This is a genomic window from Aeromonas sp. NJAU223 (genome assembly GCF_051125555.1).
In the GTDB taxonomy this organism is placed as follows: domain Bacteria; phylum Pseudomonadota; class Gammaproteobacteria; order Enterobacterales; family Aeromonadaceae; genus Aeromonas; species Aeromonas veronii_G.
The window spans coordinates 1780297-1796616 of the sequence record NZ_CP144204.1 but is presented as its reverse complement, the minus strand read 5'-3'; the positions used below and the strand labels follow the sequence as shown (position 1 = coordinate 1796616).

Sequence of the window (16320 nt, the reverse complement as noted above, 5' to 3'; positions counted from 1 at the left end):
CTTTTTATCCGTAACAGTACAAGCTGCTCAGGCAGCATCATCTGACAGCATGTTAAACGCCTCATCTCGCCCCTCACCGTGGAAGATCACGCGATGACACACCTGCCTTAGCAGCGCCTGCTGGTGGCTGAATACCAGGATGCCGAGCCCGCGAGTCTCGCACTCCCGGATCAGCTCCTGCCAGAGCTGGCGCTGGATGCGGGGATCGAGCTGGGCGGTCACCTCGTCGGCGATCAGCACGCGGGTGCGGGGATCCAGCGCCCGCAACAGGGCGATGCGCGCCAGTTCGCCGCCGGAGAGCTGACCCGGCTTTCTGGATAGCCACTCAGGGTTCACCAGAAAACGCGCCAGCATGGTCTCGTCCGGCTGCCACACATCCCAGAGCGACTGCCCCGTGCTGCGGCGCGGGTTGAAGCAGAGCTCCGGGTGCTGGGGCACCAGTTGCACCGGGTTGTACCCCCGTGCAGGGAGCGGCTCCCCGTCCAGCCGAACCCGGCCAGGGTCTGCCAGGGGTTGCCAGCCCGCCAGCACCCGCCCCAGAGTTGTCTTGCCAAAGCCGCTCGGTGCGGAGAGGCCGAGCCGCTCACCGGCCTTGATCCTCAACGTCAACCCCTGCCAGAGGGTGCGCCCCCCTTGCTCAATGGCCAGATCCTCTACCTCGAACATCAGCACGCCTCCGGCCGGGTCGGGAACAAGGAATGGAACTCCGGCAGCGCCTGCCAGTGAGCCCGCAAGGTCGCGCTGCCCTGCCCGGCCCTGAGCTGCTGGCAACTCAGGGTGTCGCTCACCCGCCCTTGATGGAGCAGGACGATGCGATCGGCAAAGCGCGCCGCCATCGCCAGATCATGGGTGACCCAGAGGATACCGGTGCCCTGCTCGGCGAGCTCACGGAGCTGGCCAAGCAGCGCACAGGCCAGCCCCTCGTCCAGCCAGGCGGTGATCTCGTCCGCCAGAATGAAGCGAGCGCCGCCGAGGGCCGCGGTGCAGGCCAGGATGCGCTTGGCCATGCCACCCGAGAGCTCGCGGGGGTAGTTGTCCAGCACGACGGCGGGCAGCCGGTAGCGTGAAAGCTGCTGGCCGAGCCGCTCGCGGGCGCCGCTCTGGCCCGCGAGCCGAGCGGCGCGGCCGAGCTGGCGCTCCACCGTCAGCAAGGGGTTGAGGGCACTCACTCCCTGGGGCACATGGCAGAGGGTGTGGCCGCGCAGGCGGGCTAGCCCGGCCTCGCACAGGGGCTCACCATCCAGGGCGATGCGCCCGCTCCTTCGCAGGTTGTCCGGCAGCAGGCCGAGGGCGCTTTGCAACAGCAGGCTCTTGCCCTCGCCGCTCCCCCCCACCAGGGCGAGGATTTCGCCGGGGGCCAGGGTGAGGTCTATCTCCCGCAGCAAAGGCCGCCACTGACGGCGGCCCAGCCAGTTGTAGTGGGCCGCCTCTATGGTCACGTGCTCGAAACTCAGCATCGTCGGCTCACTCCGGCTCCCTCGCCCCCGAACCACAGTGCCTGCAGGGCGCGAGTGGCCTGATCGAACAGCAATACCAGCACCAAGAGCATCAGCCCCGGGAAGAGCGCCAACCACCAGCCACCGCTGGTCAGGTAGCGCAGGGCATCCGCCAGCAGGAGGCCGAGAGACGCCTCGTGGGCCGCGAGGCCAAATCCCAGGAAACTCAAGGCGGCGCTGTGCAGCACCGCGTGGGGGAACATCAACAGCGTCCCGATGAACCACTGGGGCAGGAGCCCGGGCAGCAGGTGGGTGCACCAGCGCCGAAGCGGCCCCATCCCCTGGCAACGGGCCAGCACCACGTAGTCACTGCAGGCGATGCGTCTGGCCTCGGCCCGCAGGATCAGGGCGAGCTTGGGCCAATGGGTCAGGGCCACCGCCAAGATCACCCCTCGCAGCCCGCCGCCCAGGGTGAAACAGATGAGGATCAGCAGCAGCATGTGGGGCAGCGCCAGCATGGCATCGATCACCAGTCGCACGGCCGCATCGAGCCTCGGGTGCAGCAGACTGAGGCTGGCGGCCAGCATGGCCAGCAGGCCGCTGCACAGGGCCGTGCTGATCCCGAGCTCCAGACTGGTGAGGGTGCCCTGGAAGGCGCGCAGCCAGAGATCCCGCCCCATCTGATCGGTACCAAACCAGTGCGCGGCAGAGGGCGCCTGCTGGCGGGCCAGCAAGTTCATGGGCACCTCCTGCCCCGCCAGGTGCCAGCCATAGCCGGCGAGCAGACCCAGGATCAGCAGCGCAAACAGCAGACGCAACAAGGAGGGGAACGGATTAAACAGCATGACGCCCCTCCCAGCCCCGGTTCATCCGGGCCAGCAGCCAGCGGGCCAGGGTGTTGCCCATGAACACCAGCAGGGTGCAGAACAGCACTATGCCCATCAGCAGGGGGATGTCCCCCTTGAGCCCCGCATCCACGGTCGCCTGACCGAGCCCCGGATAGGCGAACACCTTCTCCGCCAGGAGCGACCCGCCGATCAGCTCCCCGAGGGAGGCAAATTGCAGGCACAGCGCCGGGGTCAGGGCGTGGCGCAGCACGTGGAAACGCAACATGGGCCAGCCGCCGTCCCCCTGGGCACGGGCGTAGCGGATGAAATCACTCTCCAGCACCTCGGCCACCCGCTCCCGGGTATGCAGGGCGATATTGCCCATCCCGAGCAGGGCGAGCGTGGTCAGGGGCAGCACCAGATGGCGTGCCCGCAGCAGCCAGTCGGCGTCATTGGCGGGCAGCCCCGGGGTCCAGGCGCAGCAGACCGGCAGCAAGGGCCAGTGCACCGCGAAGAGGGCCAGCAGCAAGAGGCCGACCCAGAAGGTCGGCAGGGAGGCGAGCAGATAGGCCAGGCGGCAGATGAGCCTGTCCGGCCAGCGATTGAGATAGCGCCCGGCACACAGGCCGAGCAGGACCCCCAGGGTGCCGGAGAGCAGCCAGGCCCCCGTCAGCAGGGCGAAGGAGGCGGCGAAACGGGCCCCGATCACCTCGGTAACGGGGGAGTTGTAGAGCATGGAGTAGCCCAGATCCCCCCGGATCACCTGGCCGAACCAGTGCCAGTAACGCAGCCACAGGGGCTGATCCAGCCCCCAGCGGGCGGCGATGCGGGCGTACTGCTCGGGAGGCACATGCAGCAGATCGTTGCCGATGTAGGCCTTGATGGGGTCGATGGGTGAGTGGCTCAGCAGCACGAAACAGGCCAGCGACACCAGCGTGAGCAAGCCTGCCAGTCGCAGCAGGGTCTTGCCCAGGCTCAGGATCATCATCCGCCGGGGGGGGCTTAGGAGCAGGTCCATCGCCAATCCTGCAGATTGTTGAGCAGGGACCAGCTACCGTGGATCTCCGGCGCGCTCTTGCCCAGATCGATGCAGCCGTTGGCCAGATAGGTGTGCTGCACGTTGATAAGCCAGGCCCAGGCGGCATCCCCCTGCACCCCGGCCCCGGTGTTGCCATCCCACTCCACCTGCTGCCAGAACGGCACCGCCGCCTGCCAGGTGGGGGCATCCAGGGCCTGCTTGAGGTGCGCATCCACGGCACTGTTCCGGTAATAACCCGGGTTGTAGAACTCCACCCCGGCTGCGCCGCTCTGGTAGTGGTGATAGAGCTCCATGGGATCCAGGCTCCCCCAGCCCATCATCACCGGGTTGGCGTGCATGGCCCGCTCTACCTGCTCCCAGCTGCCGGATTTGAGGCTAACGTCGATGCCGATGGGGGTGAGCATGGCGCGCACCGCCTCGGACAAGTCCCGCCGGGTGCTGTCACCACCGGGATACCAGAGGGTGAAGGCGGCGCGCAGATCCCCCTTGTGGCGCACCCCGTCGCTGCCCATCTTCCAGCCTGCCGCATCCAGCAAGGCATTGGCATGGGCCGGGTCCCCATCCTTGAAGGCGACCGCGGGGTTGTACCAAGGCAGCCCCTGCACCGCGCTGTAGGCGGGGATGGCATGGCCTTCGAGCAGTTGATCAGCCAGCAGCTTGCGGTCGATGGCATAGTTGATGGCCCGGCGCAGGGCCACATCCGAGGTGACGTCGTTGCCGACGGGATTACCCTGGGCGTCCTTGCCGCCCGCCGCCTGCACGGGGAAAACGATGCCCCGGTTTTCCACGCTCGGGCGTACCCAGAGCTTGAGAGCCGCGGGCACGGTGGGCGCCAGGGCCGGGGGAATGCGCACCAGATCGAGCTGACGGCTCTGGGCCGCCGCGTAGGCGCTCTCCTCATCGATGAAGACGAACACCAGCCGCTTGAAGTCGTTGTGGCCATCGGCGTAATGGGGGTTGGCCTCCACCACCAGCTGCTGTCCCGGCAAATAGCTCACCAGCCGGTAAGGGCCCGCACCGACGGGGTGGCGGGCATACGCCTTGGGATCGTAATCCCGCTTCGAAACGATGCTGAGGGATCCCAGCACGTTGACGAAGGTGCTCTGGGGGGCGCTAAGGCGGATGGTCACCTCGGTGGGAGAGACGACCTCGGCCTTAACGAAGTTGCCCATGTCTATCTTGCCGCCGCCCTGAGCCGCGCTGTTGTAGGTGAAGGCCACATCTTCCGCGGTCAGCGGCGCACCGTTTGAAAATTTGAGATCCGGCTTCAAGCGGATGCGCCAGCCCTTGCCATCCTTGCTCGGCTCCACCGACTGGGTCAGCACATTGTCCCAGCCAAGATCCGCCTTCTGTTTGAGCAAGGGGCTGTGCAGCAGCAGATAACTGCCGTGGCTCCAGCCGAGCAGGGGATCGAAGCCCTCGGTGGGCTCGGCCCCGATGGCGAGCTTGAGCTCAGTAGGCACGGTCTGGGCGGCGGCGCTCTGCACCCCGCTCCCCAGCAAGAGAGCCAGCCACAGTGCTGTGCCCAGGGGGCGAATAGTCATCATGTTGATCCTGCTATGTATTTTATTTCTTTATGCCTCTTGCCCCGGGCAAGAAACGCCACCTGATTAAACCAAACAAGGGGCCTGCGGGGCCCCATTGCGACTATGACGATGTTGGCGGACTAGCCTTGCCGGGCGCCCAGCAGTCGCCTGCGGCCCAGATCCACGGCCCCTGCCCTGCCCTGCTGCACCGGCAGGGAGAGCAGCATCTTCTGCACGCTCTCCACCAGGGCCGCCCCTTCGTGGGCACCGAGGTGCGAGTCCAGCGGCGACATCAGGGAGCAGGCGAGCAGTTGCCCCGTCTCGGGCAACGCCCCCACCATGAAGGTGAGGTTGCCGCAGGGCAGTTGCAGGGCGAGGCGCGAGCTCAGCGGGCGCACCGGCCAGCACTGATCCGGCCCCGGCAGCACCACCACGCTCAGCATCCAGGGGGTGAGCACCACCCCGAGCCACTGCTCCTCATGCAGCGCACAGCGCGCCAACACCGGCATCGTCTGGTGATAGAAGGGCAAGCCCTGCATCTCTTCCCGAGCGATGCGCTTATACTGCGCCACCAGCATGGATGCGGGGTTTTCTGCAATTCCGCAGACCCCTTGCTCTGCCTGATTGCCATCTGACAGCACATATTGCTGCTTATCGCTCAAATGGGGTTGCGCCATGCGGCCTCCCGTTCCATGTCGGTGAGAGGAGTGACCGGGCAGCCAAGCTCGGCCAGCAAGGTCAGGATCCGCTCCTTGGCCTCCCTCATCGCCGCGGCCACCACCGGGGTGAGGCCGATACGGGGCTCCAGCGACTCTGGCTCTATGCCGATCAGGGTCAGTCGCTTGGGGGACTCCCCGGTCAGCTGCAGGGCCGAGAGCACGTCCGCCAATCCCAGTTGATGAGGGGAGATCTTGCGGCCGAACAGCGCCGGGATCTCCTCGTCACGCAGAGTGATGACAGTACCGGGCGGATTTGCACTCAGTACCGCATCCGCCACTATGATGTGGTCGCGGCACGCCATGGCTTCGAGCAGCTCCATGCCGGCGGTACCGCCGTCCAGCAGCTCGACGCCCGGGCCGAAGCGGTACTCCCGCCCCAGCGCCTCGACGATGCGCACGCCGACCGCCTCGTCGCTCAGCAGCAGGTTGCCGACCCCCAGGATCAGGGTGTTCATCACAGCACCTTCACCCGGGTCACATCGCCGCTTTGGGTATCCACCACGTGCACCGCGCAGGACATGCAGGGGTCGAACGAGTGGATAGTGCGCACCACCTCCAGGGGCTTGGCGGGATCCGCCACCGGGGTACCTACCAGAGACTGCTCGTAGGGGCCGGGCTCGTCGTTGAAGTTGCGCGGGCCCGAGTTCCAGGTTGACGGCACCACCGCCTGATAGTTTTCGATCTTGCCCCCCTTGATGACCACCCAGTGGGAGAGCATGCCCCGGGGCGCCTCCTCGAAGCCCACACCGCGAAACTCCTTGTCCGCCGGAATGTCAGCCTTGATGTAGGCGGTGGTATCCCCCTTGCCGATGTTGTCGATGAGCGCCTGCCACTGATGGGAGAGGGTGTCTTTGAGCACACAGCAGCGCACTGCCCGGCCGATGATGCGCCCCAGGGTGGAGTGCAGCTGTCCGGTCTTGATGGCCGAGCCGGTCAGGGTCTGATAGAGGCCACCCAGCTGATCGAAATGCGCCACCGTGCCCGGATGCTTGGCCGCGAGCTTCACCAGCAGATCCGCGAGCGGCCCCACCTCCACCACCTTGCCGTAGAAGGTAGGGGATTTGACCCAGGAATACTTGCCGTCATCCTGCCAGCCGGTGTAGTTCGGCTCTGTCTTGCCCTCCCAGGGCTTGAGGGGCTCATCGTCCTTGTACCAGGCGTGCTTGTTGCTCTCGGCGATGCCGTCCATCAGCCAGGCATCCTGATGGCTGTCGATGGGGCGATAATTCGCCAGATCCCCGTTCTCGATATAGCCCCCCGGCAGCAGGAAGCTGCCGCCGTCGCCGTCGGTGGGCAGTTCGGGAGCGCAGAGGTAGTGCTTGGCCCCCTGCCCCAGGTTCAGCCACTCGGGGTAGTGGGCGGCGATGATGGCGGCATCCACCTTGTAGACCTGCTCGATGAACTCGCCGAGGCGGTCGATGAAGCTCTTCACATAGAGCAGCCGCTCCAGGTTCAGCACACTCGGGGCGTCCAGGTTGATGGGGTTGGCCACCCCGCCCACCGCCAGGTTCTGGATGTGCGGGCTCTTGCCCCCCAGGATGGCGACGATGCGGTTGGCATCGCGCTGGCATTCCAGCGCTTGCAGATAGTGGGCCACGGCGATGAGGTTCACCTCCGGGCTCAGCTTCATGGCCTTGTGACCCCAGTAACCGTTGGCGAAGATGCCGAGCTGGCCGCTCGCCACCAGGGCGCGGATCTTCTCCTGCACCTTGGTCAGCTCGGTGGCGCTGTTGAGGGACCAGGTCGATACCCCCTTGAGGATGTCCGCCGCCTTTTGCGGGCTCGCCTCAAGGGCCGCCGTGATGTCCACCCAGTCCAGTGCCGAGAGCTGGTAGAAGTGGACGATGTGATCGTGGATGTTGTGGGCCGCGACGATGAGGTTGCGGATGTACTGGGCGTTGACCGGCACCTTGGCGCCGATGGCGTTTTCCACCGCCCGCACCGAGGCGATGGCATGGATGGAAGTGCAGACCCCGCAGATGCGCTGCACTATCATCCAGGCGTCACGCGGGTCGTTGCCTTTGACGATCTCTTCCATCCCGCGCCACATGGTGCCGGACGACCAGGCCTTGGTGACGACGCCGCCTTCGATCTCACAGTCGATACGCAGGTGCCCCTCGATGCGGGTGATGGGGTCTATGGTGATACGTTGGCTCATACGTTGGCTTTCCCTCGGGCCTGATAATCTTGGTGAACACGTTCAAGCGATGGCAACACCGGCAGCAGCCGGATCAGCAGCAGATAGGCACAGACCTCGATGGCCACGAAGCCAAGGGAGATGAGCACCTCTTCGGTACTGGGGAAATAGTGATAGCCATTGCCCGGATTGAAGGCGAGCAGGGAGTAGTCCAGTCGCCAGAGGGCGGCGCCCAGCAGCATGCTGAGGGCCCCCAGGAACAACATGCGGGAATCCCGGCGGCTCTTGTCCCAGTGGAACACCAGCAGCGGGAAGATCATCAGCGCGATCTCGCTCCAGAACATGATGGAGTAGCGGTTGAAGTCCGAGAGGTATTCCGACTTGTCGTTGATGACGATTTCGGCAAAGCGCAGAGCCACGAACAGGATCAGGAAGATATCGATCACCTGGGTCAGCTTGTAGAACAGCGGTTTCTCGTTGGGGCCGCGTCCTGCCAGGCCCGCCTGCACCAGGGAGCCTTCAAACACTACGATGGAGAAGCCCATGATGAAGGCGGTCAACAAGGAGAAGACCGGCAGCAGCTCGTAGCTCTGCCAGAGCGGATGGATCTTCTCCCCCGCCACTATCATCAGGGAGCCCATGGAGGACTGGTGCATGGTGGGCAACAGGGCGCCGAGCGCCAGCACGAAGAACATGATCTTGTTGAGCCGGATAAGCGAGGCCTTCCAGCCGAATTTCTCCAGCAGCACGGGGGCAAACTCCAGCGCCATGACCCCGATGTAGATGGTCATGCAGACCGCCGTCTCGAACAGCACCGACGAGGTGTTGAAGTGACCCGGCAAATAGAAGTACGGCAGGTTCCAGTAGCGCCCCACATCGATAGTGATGGAGAGGCCGCCAAGGGAGTAGCCGAACAGGCTGGCCAGCAGCGCCGGTCGCACCAGGGGGTGATACTCCCCCCGGTTGAACACGTAGACGGCCCAGGCAAGAGCCCAGCCGCCACAGGCGAAACCGGTACCAATCAAGAGGTCAAAGGAGATCCAGAGCCCCCAAGGATAGCCGCCGTTCAAGTCGGTGACCGAGCCCAGCCCAAAGATGAGCCGCTTCAAGATCAGCATGCCGCACAAAATGGCGAAGGGGGCCAGCACCAGCACGGGCCAGCTGACCAGCTTGCCCCCCAGTGGATGGGCCTTGTGGTTACTCATGATCCTTGCCTCCCGATGATTTTCCCTGATCCTGGTGCTGCGCATCATGATCCTTGTCATGCTGTTTGGCATTGCGCCGGATCAGCACGGAGAGACCGGTCAACACCACCATGGGCAACACCATCCCCTTGTAGAGGGTGTGCTGGATATGCTCGGAGCGGGCACCGGAGGAGAGCTCGGGTAAATCAGGCATGTCGAGCTTGGTGTAAGGCACCCCGGCCAGCACCAGCACCTGGGTACCGCCCCCCTCCTTCTCCCCGTACACATAGGGCTGATAGCTCGGCACGGCGTGCAGATAAGGGTCGTTGGCAGTGAGGGTCTGACGGGGATAGGCGTATTCGCTGCCCGGGGTCGCCAGCAGACGACGCTTGGCCTCGGCCATCAGCTCCTCCCGGGTGCCGAAGATGACGGCGCCGGTGGGGCAGACCTCGACACAACCGGGCAACTTGCCCTGATCGATCCGCTCAAGCCCCTTCTGGTTGCACAGTTCGCACTTGTGGATCGCGCCCAAGGGGTTGTCGTACTCGTATTTCGGCACGTCAAACGGGCAGCCCACCATGCAGTAGCGGCAACCGGTGCAGACGTCCGGGTTGTAGTGAACGATGCCGGTTTTGGGATCCTTGCGCAGGGCCTGTACCGGGCAGACGGAGACACAGTTGGGATCCACGCAGTGCATGCACTGCTTCTTGATGTAGGCGTAGCCATCCACCAGCTGATCCTTGTGTTCACCGCTGCCGCTTCGCCACACCTGGATGATGTTGTTGGTGTAAGGGGTCAGCTTGTCGTTGTTGGACCAGGTCTGCTCCCTTGCCGGGTTGCCCGGATTCCCGTTGAGGCGCTGGCACTCCGCCACGCAGGCCTGGCAGCCGACGCAGAGGGTGGAGTCATAGAGCATGCTGAGCGACCCGGGGATGGGAGGTTTGTTTCTGGCTTCCGCCATGGCCGTGCCGGGAATGGCCGCCCCTGCCGCCATGGCACCCACGGAGGCAAATTTGAGGAAGTTGCGTCTGTTCACGGTCATTCCCCCCGTGGCGCTTGCTGTCCGGCTTCGTGGCGTTTCTGCTGGCGACCGAGTTCACGCACCGTCATCAGGCTCACCCCGACCAGCACCCCGAGGGCGCCGCCAATCAGGCCGGTGGCCGTCGGCGACATATAGCCCCCTTCCTGAATGGCCACATCGGGTTTCTCCACCCGCGGGGTGGGATTCTCCACCTTGGCGAGCTGGAAGATCCCCTTGCTGAAACCCACCCCCTGCTCGTTGCAGCCATAGCAAGGGTGGCCGATGCCCACCGGCCAGATACCGCCACCCACATCGCAGAACTCCAGGGTGGAGCAGTTGCCATAGGTCTCGGGACCCTTGCAACCGAGGTGATAGAGGCACCAGCCCTGGCGGTGGCCTTCATCGCCAAACTCCTTGGCAAAACGCCCGGCATCGAAGTGCGGGCGGCGCTCGCAGTTCTCATGGATGAGTCGTTCATAGGCGAACAGCGGCCGCTTCTTGGCATCGAGCGTCGGCAACTTGCCGTAGGTGATGTAGTAGGCGACCGTGGTCAGGAAGTTATGGGGATTGGGTGGGCAACCCGGAATATTGATGATGGGCGTACCGATATTGCCGAGGGCCTCTTCCAGGCTGACTGCACCGGTGGGGTTGCCACCGCTGGCAGGCACCCCGCCCCAGGCGGAGCAGGAGCCGATGGCGATGACGGCGGCGGCGTCCGCCGCCGCGCGGCGAATATGATCGACGATGGGCTCGCCGGCCACCATGCAGTAGACGCCCCCATCCTTGAGCGGGATGGAGCCATCCACCACCAGCACATACTTGCCTTTATAGCGTTCGATGGCGTTGTGCTTGTTCTCTTCCGCCTGATGACCAAAGGCCGCCGAGAGCACTTCGTGGTACTCCAGCGATATGGTATTGAGGATCAGGTTCTCGATGGTGGGGTGCGTGGCGCGTAGCAGCGACTCGGTACAACCGGTACACTCCTGCGCCCCTATCCAGATCACCGGAGGCCGCACTGGGCTGGTGAGCGCAGTGGCCATCTTGGCCACTGCATTCTGGCTTAACCCCAGGGTTGCGGCCATCCCGGCGCACAACTTCATAAAATCACGGCGATTAATTCCATGAGCCGATAAAAAATTATCCGCGACCATTCGTCTTATTCCCGTCAGTGTGCATTATTTGACAAATGCTTAATTGCGGAAATGCTATGCCTCCTCCCCCGCCCCGATGTTGATCTCAATCAAGTCGCGGGACATTAGCCGCCGATAAAACTCATCATGAAAAATAAAAAAACCATATACAGCAATAGCTTATAGAAAATCATTCTCAACTAAAGAATACCCATTATGGGTTATTATCTGTTCAACTTGAATTAAAAACATTTAAATTTCGGCTCATCTCCTGGGCGTATTTATCAAAACAAAAGCGCTGTCACAGAATCATTACCCTACTGCTGATATTGGACGTTATAGAGACTGGGGTCGAGATTTTGCTAAATGGAGCACGCAAAGGAAGCCTATAAAAAACCGTACAAGGCCAATTAATTAATCAAATCAGCATTTCCTATCATCAGGACCTGCCACTGCAGCCTACGCCCTGTTTGGTGATGTCACGCCTTAAGTGAGCCTCAAACAAAACTCATTTTTTGGATTTCTCGCTGCGAAAACAACCGAGCTCGATTCTCAGACCCAAGAGAAGGAACCTGGGAGCCGTAACTACGTGCTCCCGGATATAAAAACACCGGCCTTAAGCCGGTGTCGGAAGATAATATCTATAGACAAGGAATTATTCATGTACATGAAATAACAGATAACTGTTTACCATTCTGAATTACTGATATCTCGCCCTTAGCAGGTGATACATTGTACATCGTGTTTTTATTCTTAAAGCTAAATGTTTCACCCATCAATGAAAAATCATTAAGGGATAGTTCCTTTCTCTGCTTGCCATAATTATATGTTATATCTCCTGAGAAAGGAGAGTAGCATAAGTTAAGATTTTTCCCCGATTTTGTCTTACAGTAATAGAACACACTCTCATCACTGCCACAAATTTTGTTTCCGGTATACTCTGACAATGCATTTATCTCAATGTATCTCATGTCATGATATAAATCTGAAACTTTATCATTACTCGCAAGACTATAAGAAGTGCTGATGATTTTACTTATGATGGCTGCATCCTCACTTGCTACTCCATCCAAATCAACGGCAGAAATTTCATTACCTTTATTTATTTCACCAATACCACTTACTCGCTCCTCACCTGAGCTTATTGAGATAGATGCACCACCTATATAATTAAACTTCCCAGAAACATCAAAGTAATATATAGCACTCAGTCTTGGTCTATCAGCAGGAACAGTTATCTTTATAAGTCCATTAGTATTAATTTTTTTACATGAAATATTTCCAGAAGAAAATGGAACTGTGAACGTCCGCCCTTCCCCGCTATGCATTATAGATAAGGTGCTACTTGGTTCATCATCTGAAGTCTTAGTGGTGATATAATACGATACATCATCATCGCAGGTGCTATAGGCATATGTGTACATAGGAATGATACTATAAAAAGCGATGTACAACCCTCTTAAGAAAAGATTCATTAATCTGCACCAAAAACAACATTAAAGATATTGTTTATCAGGATAACATCCCAATGCATCTTCTTTATCACATTGTAGCAAGGGGATCAGGTCTACAAGTTTGTTTGCAATTATTTTTCTGCAAGGGATATTATATTCCTTTTCAGATACATTTACTATTATACCTGACATTTCTTCATCTCCTTCGTAGTTACTAAAAACCGAATACTTGTATTTCCCTTTACTGAAAGAAACCTTTCCATATTCAGTCTGGTATCTATAGTAATAATTATGACTGAACCCATTAAAGCTATCCCTCAATGAGTGATAAGAAAACTCAATTTTATCACCTTTAGAGAATTCATAACCCAATCTATTTTCATTAACAAATAATTTAACGTCACCTTTATCAGTCTCACAAGAAAAGTATACTACTTCGTTTGCATATGACGATGTAGAAGTTAATAAAAACAATGTAAACATATAAAAACCATATCTCATTATACCTCCCCAGCTTATACTAACTTATCATATTAATTATATTTAAGAAGCATTAAAATTTAGTGAAAAAACCAATGGCAGTTAATAACAGAAACAATTTAACCTAAAGAAGTTCACTATCATAGAAATGAAGTTTAATACAATTTAAAAATAACTTCCATCGATGATGGAATCATGAGCAGATAACCATAAATTTAAAAAACACTGGGTAGTTAACAGCTACTTTTAAATAGCAAGATAACTTTTTTAATCACATGACCCTAAATTAAAGTTAGAGTCATGTGGCAAAGATCATTTACTTAGGAAAATCGAATTCACTGTTTCTAACATCCTTATCGTCAATTTCAACTATAGCATTACTATATATATTTTTATCCCCAAAAGAATTATTTACGCATAATTTGTCATGCCCAAGGCGCTCCCCCTTTCGCTTAACAGACAAAAATGCTTTAGCATTTATTGTTTCTTGTGGAATACCAAATGAGTATGAATATTCACCACGTTTAAACCCAAGATAGACAGTGTAGGTTCCTGCATCAGTCCACCTCTGAAGTTGATTTTTATTAGTAAATTTAACTGCTAATTCAGTAGCATTTTTTCTACCAAATCTGTAATTAATCACATCTATTTTTTTGTCTAAACAGAATGAGATCAATCTCTGTTTTGGCTCATCTATCTTACATGCAGCAATCTCTATCTCACCAGATGTGCATAAGTTAAGTTCGCTACCATTTGCACTGATGACATATGAAGTGGCAATTGTAACGATTAATATCGACAGATAGTTCATTTTAAAATAGTCTCTATGATTTTATACGCTTCTTTCCGCTCATCAAGGCCTACACTACCTCCATTTACCCGTCTTGTAACACTTGGTACATCACTAAATCCGTTGTTATTATCACTTAAATAAACCTTGTATTTAAACCAAAACCACAGTGCGCTTCTAATTGCTGTCGGCATTACATTTATAACATTAGGCTGCTCTACTGCATCAGGGACGTCTCCTGACCAATAAGATGAATATTCAGACTTAAAGCCATTATATTTTTCGTAACCAGTAATTTGTATTAATCCTCTACCTCTAAAATTGAATCCATCATTAGGATTGGATGATCGATTTCCATTCAGTTTCTGGAAGTGTTTTCTTCCTATGGCCTGCTGATCAGCCCTACGAATGATCTTACCTTTTGAGTCTTTTTTATATCCATCAACTTCTGATTCTTGTGGGTTAGCTCTATAGTAACTACTAAATGACCTCAAAACAGCAGGAGAGTATTCCCAACTTTCTGTTCTCCCCTCCATTGTCACACCGACTTCACCTCTAATCTGAGAAAAGAAATGTCTCTGTCTAGTTCTGGTATTTAACTTAAACCGCTCGAGGTTACTATTTACTTCATCCAAAACGATATCTAATTTCGTCTTACTAGCCCCAGGGAATATAGAACGCAGTTGTTCATAAGTAATAGATAGAGAGTGAACGTTTTTTTGTAAAATTGATAACGGATAAATATGCCAAACTTCCTTATCAAGTCTTAATTTGGCAGTGCTCTGCATCCACTCCAGCTTATCGATGCGTTGCTTTTCGTGATCCACCAGCTTGTCAAAATCGGGTAGGCCAATTTTAGCCATCAGCTTGTCCAACCACAAATAACTGCTGGCGGAAGATTTCTCATACCATTCGCTGGGGTGCTTGACGATAAATTTGTTGAGTTGCTCTCTATTGCCGCTGTTTTGCAAGGCGGCCTGGATCACTTTGCTGTCAAGCTCACCGCTCTTGTCGGTATCAAAGCTGTTGACCAGATCGGTGAAGAAGGCCGGTGGCGCCTCGGGATCCAGATAGCCATCAGAGCCTGAACCATCGACCTTTTTAAAACCGATCTTCAGCCAGTCATGCTGACTCAGCAGTTCAACCTGCTCTTTTTTGACATATTTTCCTGATGAGATACCAACCCACTCCTGCTTGGCCGCATCTTTCTTTATCTTGGGGGATTCAACCAATTCCTCCAGACTCTTGCCACCGGTTGCCAGCCATTGCTCTTTACCGTCCTGCTTTTTCTTCTCATACAAGAGAAGTTCTGCCGGCACCTTGGCATAGACGGTTCCCCCCTTGGTGCCCGCCTTGTTGGCCAGCACGTCGTCAAGACGAGGGTCCTGGGTGAAAACTTCGAGATGGACCTGATGCTTGCTCTCTTTCCCGCCCATGAGGGAGCCTGGCGTTTCCACCAGGCCGAGGTACCCTATTGTCTCGCCCGCGGCGATGGCGACGGGGGATGGCAACACATAGAGTTCACCGAGATGGGAGGGAGCGCGCGTATTTGCCTTGATATATTTGTCTTCGACGCACACCCAGGCAACACCACAACTGCCTGGCATTGCGTCCACACTCGGCGTCACATATTTGCATCTGGCCATCTTGTGCGCCTTGTCACCCATCCAATGGAATTCCAATTGGTGCGCATCATACTGCAACTTGGTACCGGCAGGCAGAGAAACACTGTGCTTTCCCGCCACCGGACGACCTGTTGGTCCATCAACGCCAGGATCCGACCGGCCAACCATATTGGTCAGCAGTTCCGCCTCTATTTGATCGAATAGCCAGCTCGGCAAATTAGGCTTGATAACACCGACCGCATCCGGGCTATTGGCGATCCAGACCGAGCTCCCTTCACCGACCAAGACGCCCGCCTTCTCCGCCTCTTTTACCTGAGAGCTGGCAAGCTTGCTCTTGATAGTTACCTTGATGAAATCATATTCCTTGCCCCCCACATTTCCCTTCTGGGATGGCGCACTGCTGTCCATCTCCAGTTCGGTATCCTTGGGCAAAGCGAAGCGGGGCAAAGCCGCATCGGCACCTTGCTGCTCGGCATCGGGATTGGCATGAGGAACGGAGTTGCGCGCATTCCAACCTTTCTTCAATACCAGCTTCTCGGCAGTCTGATACTGATTCCAGGGCAGCAGATGCATATAGAGCGAATAGAAGGTGAATTCATTTTTCGCCTTGGTCTCTGCGTTGATTTCACAATATTCGTGCTGCACCAGGCAGAAGCAGTTGGAATAACGCAGGGATTCCCCCTGAAATTCGGAGGTCAGGTAATCCTCCATCATCCGAAATGCCACCACCTTGCCATCGGCGATGGCCCTGACGGGATATTTATCCTTGCACCAAGGGGCACTCTGATCGCTGATATGAATACCGCCGTGCCACTTGTTGTGATTGACGATTGGTTTTAAATAATTAAAAATCTAAAAAACAATGAAAAAATGACACCGGTTTGAGGCCGGTGTCAGGTGATAACTAGATCTGTACAGCCAATTTTTACACTATTTATTTTCATTAGGGTTG

General features: G+C 57.0%; 15 protein-coding genes. All 15 read right to left on the bottom strand.

Going from position 1 to position 16320, the window contains the following annotated elements; all coding sequences use genetic code 11:
- Window positions 1-27 precede the first annotated feature (27 nt).
- Window positions 28-666 (bottom strand): ATP-binding cassette domain-containing protein, encoded by a 639-nt coding sequence (locus VZC39_RS08295; protein WP_434667433.1) that lies wholly within the window; start codon window positions 664-666, stop codon window positions 28-30.
- Window positions 666-1457, bottom strand: coding sequence for an ATP-binding cassette domain-containing protein (locus VZC39_RS08290; RefSeq protein ID WP_434667430.1), 792 nt, complete (start codon window positions 1455-1457; stop codon window positions 666-668). The genes VZC39_RS08295 and VZC39_RS08290 overlap by 1 nt, the downstream gene beginning before the upstream one ends.
- Window positions 1451-2281 (bottom strand): ABC transporter permease, encoded by an 831-nt coding sequence (locus VZC39_RS08285; protein ID WP_434667427.1) that lies wholly within the window; start codon window positions 2279-2281, stop codon window positions 1451-1453. Before VZC39_RS08285 ends, VZC39_RS08290 begins: the two co-directional genes overlap by 7 nt.
- Window positions 2271-3281 carry an ABC transporter permease gene (locus tag VZC39_RS08280; protein WP_434476182.1) on the bottom strand — a complete coding sequence of 337 codons (1011 nt, stop codon included), beginning with the start codon at window positions 3279-3281 and terminating at the stop codon, window positions 2271-2273. Before VZC39_RS08280 ends, VZC39_RS08285 begins: the two co-directional genes overlap by 11 nt.
- Window positions 3266-4849, bottom strand: coding sequence for an ABC transporter substrate-binding protein (locus tag VZC39_RS08275; protein WP_434667424.1), 1584 nt, complete (start codon window positions 4847-4849; stop codon window positions 3266-3268). The genes VZC39_RS08280 and VZC39_RS08275 overlap by 16 nt, the downstream gene beginning before the upstream one ends.
- 119 nt (window positions 4850-4968) lie before the next feature.
- On the bottom strand, window positions 4969-5505 hold the full coding sequence (gene hybE / locus VZC39_RS08270; protein WP_434667421.1) for a hydrogenase-2 assembly chaperone: 537 nt from the start codon (window positions 5503-5505) through the stop codon (window positions 4969-4971).
- Window positions 5487-6002, bottom strand: a complete 516-nt coding sequence (locus tag VZC39_RS08265; protein ID WP_349921918.1) for a HyaD/HybD family hydrogenase maturation endopeptidase — start codon at window positions 6000-6002, stop codon at window positions 5487-5489. The genes hybE and VZC39_RS08265 overlap by 19 nt, the downstream gene beginning before the upstream one ends.
- Complete coding sequence (hybC, locus tag VZC39_RS08260; RefSeq protein WP_434667418.1) at window positions 6002-7705, bottom strand: hydrogenase 2 large subunit; 1704 nt, start codon at window positions 7703-7705, stop codon at window positions 6002-6004. The genes VZC39_RS08265 and hybC overlap by 1 nt, the downstream gene beginning before the upstream one ends.
- On the bottom strand, window positions 7702-8889 hold the full coding sequence (gene hybB / locus VZC39_RS08255) for a Ni/Fe-hydrogenase cytochrome b subunit (RefSeq protein ID WP_349921915.1): 1188 nt from the start codon (window positions 8887-8889) through the stop codon (window positions 7702-7704). Before hybB ends, hybC begins: the two co-directional genes overlap by 4 nt.
- Window positions 8882-9910: a hydrogenase 2 operon protein HybA gene (gene hybA, locus VZC39_RS08250; RefSeq protein ID WP_434667414.1), complete on the bottom strand. Its 1029-nt coding sequence runs from the start codon at window positions 9908-9910 to the stop codon at window positions 8882-8884. Before hybA ends, hybB begins: the two co-directional genes overlap by 8 nt.
- Entirely contained in the window at window positions 9907-11040 is a 1134-nt protein-coding gene (hybO, locus tag VZC39_RS08245) for a hydrogenase 2 small subunit (RefSeq protein WP_434667411.1), read from the bottom strand. Before hybO ends, hybA begins: the two co-directional genes overlap by 4 nt.
- Before the next feature lie 638 nt (window positions 11041-11678).
- Complete coding sequence (locus VZC39_RS08240) at window positions 11679-12494, bottom strand: hypothetical protein (RefSeq protein WP_349921912.1); 816 nt, start codon at window positions 12492-12494, stop codon at window positions 11679-11681.
- A gap of 21 nt (window positions 12495-12515) precedes the next feature.
- Entirely contained in the window at window positions 12516-12956 is a 441-nt protein-coding gene (locus VZC39_RS08235) for a hypothetical protein (RefSeq protein ID WP_349921911.1), read from the bottom strand.
- 313 nt (window positions 12957-13269) lie between these two features.
- On the bottom strand, window positions 13270-13764 hold the full coding sequence (locus tag VZC39_RS08230) for a hypothetical protein (protein ID WP_434667408.1): 495 nt from the start codon (window positions 13762-13764) through the stop codon (window positions 13270-13272).
- Window positions 13761-16082: a glycoside hydrolase family 19 protein gene (locus VZC39_RS08225; RefSeq protein WP_434667405.1), complete on the bottom strand. Its 2322-nt coding sequence runs from the start codon at window positions 16080-16082 to the stop codon at window positions 13761-13763. The genes VZC39_RS08230 and VZC39_RS08225 overlap by 4 nt, the downstream gene beginning before the upstream one ends.
- Window positions 16083-16320 lie beyond the last annotated feature (238 nt).

Bases quoted from the DNA above. Each gene is read 5' to 3' on its own strand.
- VZC39_RS08295 (WP_434667433.1), bottom strand. From the start codon at position 666: ATGTTCGAGGTAGAGGATCTGGCCATTGAGCAAGGGGGGCGCACCCTC.
- VZC39_RS08290 (WP_434667430.1), bottom strand. From the start codon at position 1,457: ATGCTGAGTTTCGAGCACGTGACCATAGAGGCGGCCCACTACAACTGG.
- VZC39_RS08285 (WP_434667427.1), bottom strand. From the start codon at position 2,281: ATGCTGTTTAATCCGTTCCCCTCCTTGTTGCGTCTGCTGTTTGCGCTG.
- VZC39_RS08280 (WP_434476182.1), bottom strand. From the start codon at position 3,281: ATGGACCTGCTCCTAAGCCCCCCCCGGCGGATGATGATCCTGAGCCTG.
- VZC39_RS08275 (WP_434667424.1), bottom strand. From the start codon at position 4,849: ATGATGACTATTCGCCCCCTGGGCACAGCACTGTGGCTGGCTCTCTTG.
- hybE (WP_434667421.1), bottom strand. From the start codon at position 5,505: ATGGCGCAACCCCATTTGAGCGATAAGCAGCAATATGTGCTGTCAGAT.
- VZC39_RS08265 (WP_349921918.1), bottom strand. From the start codon at position 6,002: ATGAACACCCTGATCCTGGGGGTCGGCAACCTGCTGCTGAGCGACGAG.
- hybC (WP_434667418.1), bottom strand. From the start codon at position 7,705: ATGAGCCAACGTATCACCATAGACCCCATCACCCGCATCGAGGGGCAC.
- hybB (WP_349921915.1), bottom strand. From the start codon at position 8,889: ATGAGTAACCACAAGGCCCATCCACTGGGGGGCAAGCTGGTCAGCTGG.
- hybA (WP_434667414.1), bottom strand. From the start codon at position 9,910: ATGACCGTGAACAGACGCAACTTCCTCAAATTTGCCTCCGTGGGTGCC.
- hybO (WP_434667411.1), bottom strand. From the start codon at position 11,040: ATGGTCGCGGATAATTTTTTATCGGCTCATGGAATTAATCGCCGTGAT.
- VZC39_RS08240 (WP_349921912.1), bottom strand. From the start codon at position 12,494: ATGAATCTTTTCTTAAGAGGGTTGTACATCGCTTTTTATAGTATCATT.
- VZC39_RS08235 (WP_349921911.1), bottom strand. From the start codon at position 12,956: ATGTTTACATTGTTTTTATTAACTTCTACATCGTCATATGCAAACGAA.
- VZC39_RS08230 (WP_434667408.1), bottom strand. From the start codon at position 13,764: ATGAACTATCTGTCGATATTAATCGTTACAATTGCCACTTCATATGTC.
- VZC39_RS08225 (WP_434667405.1), bottom strand. From the start codon at position 16,082: ATGATGGAGGATTACCTGACCTCCGAATTTCAGGGGGAATCCCTGCGT.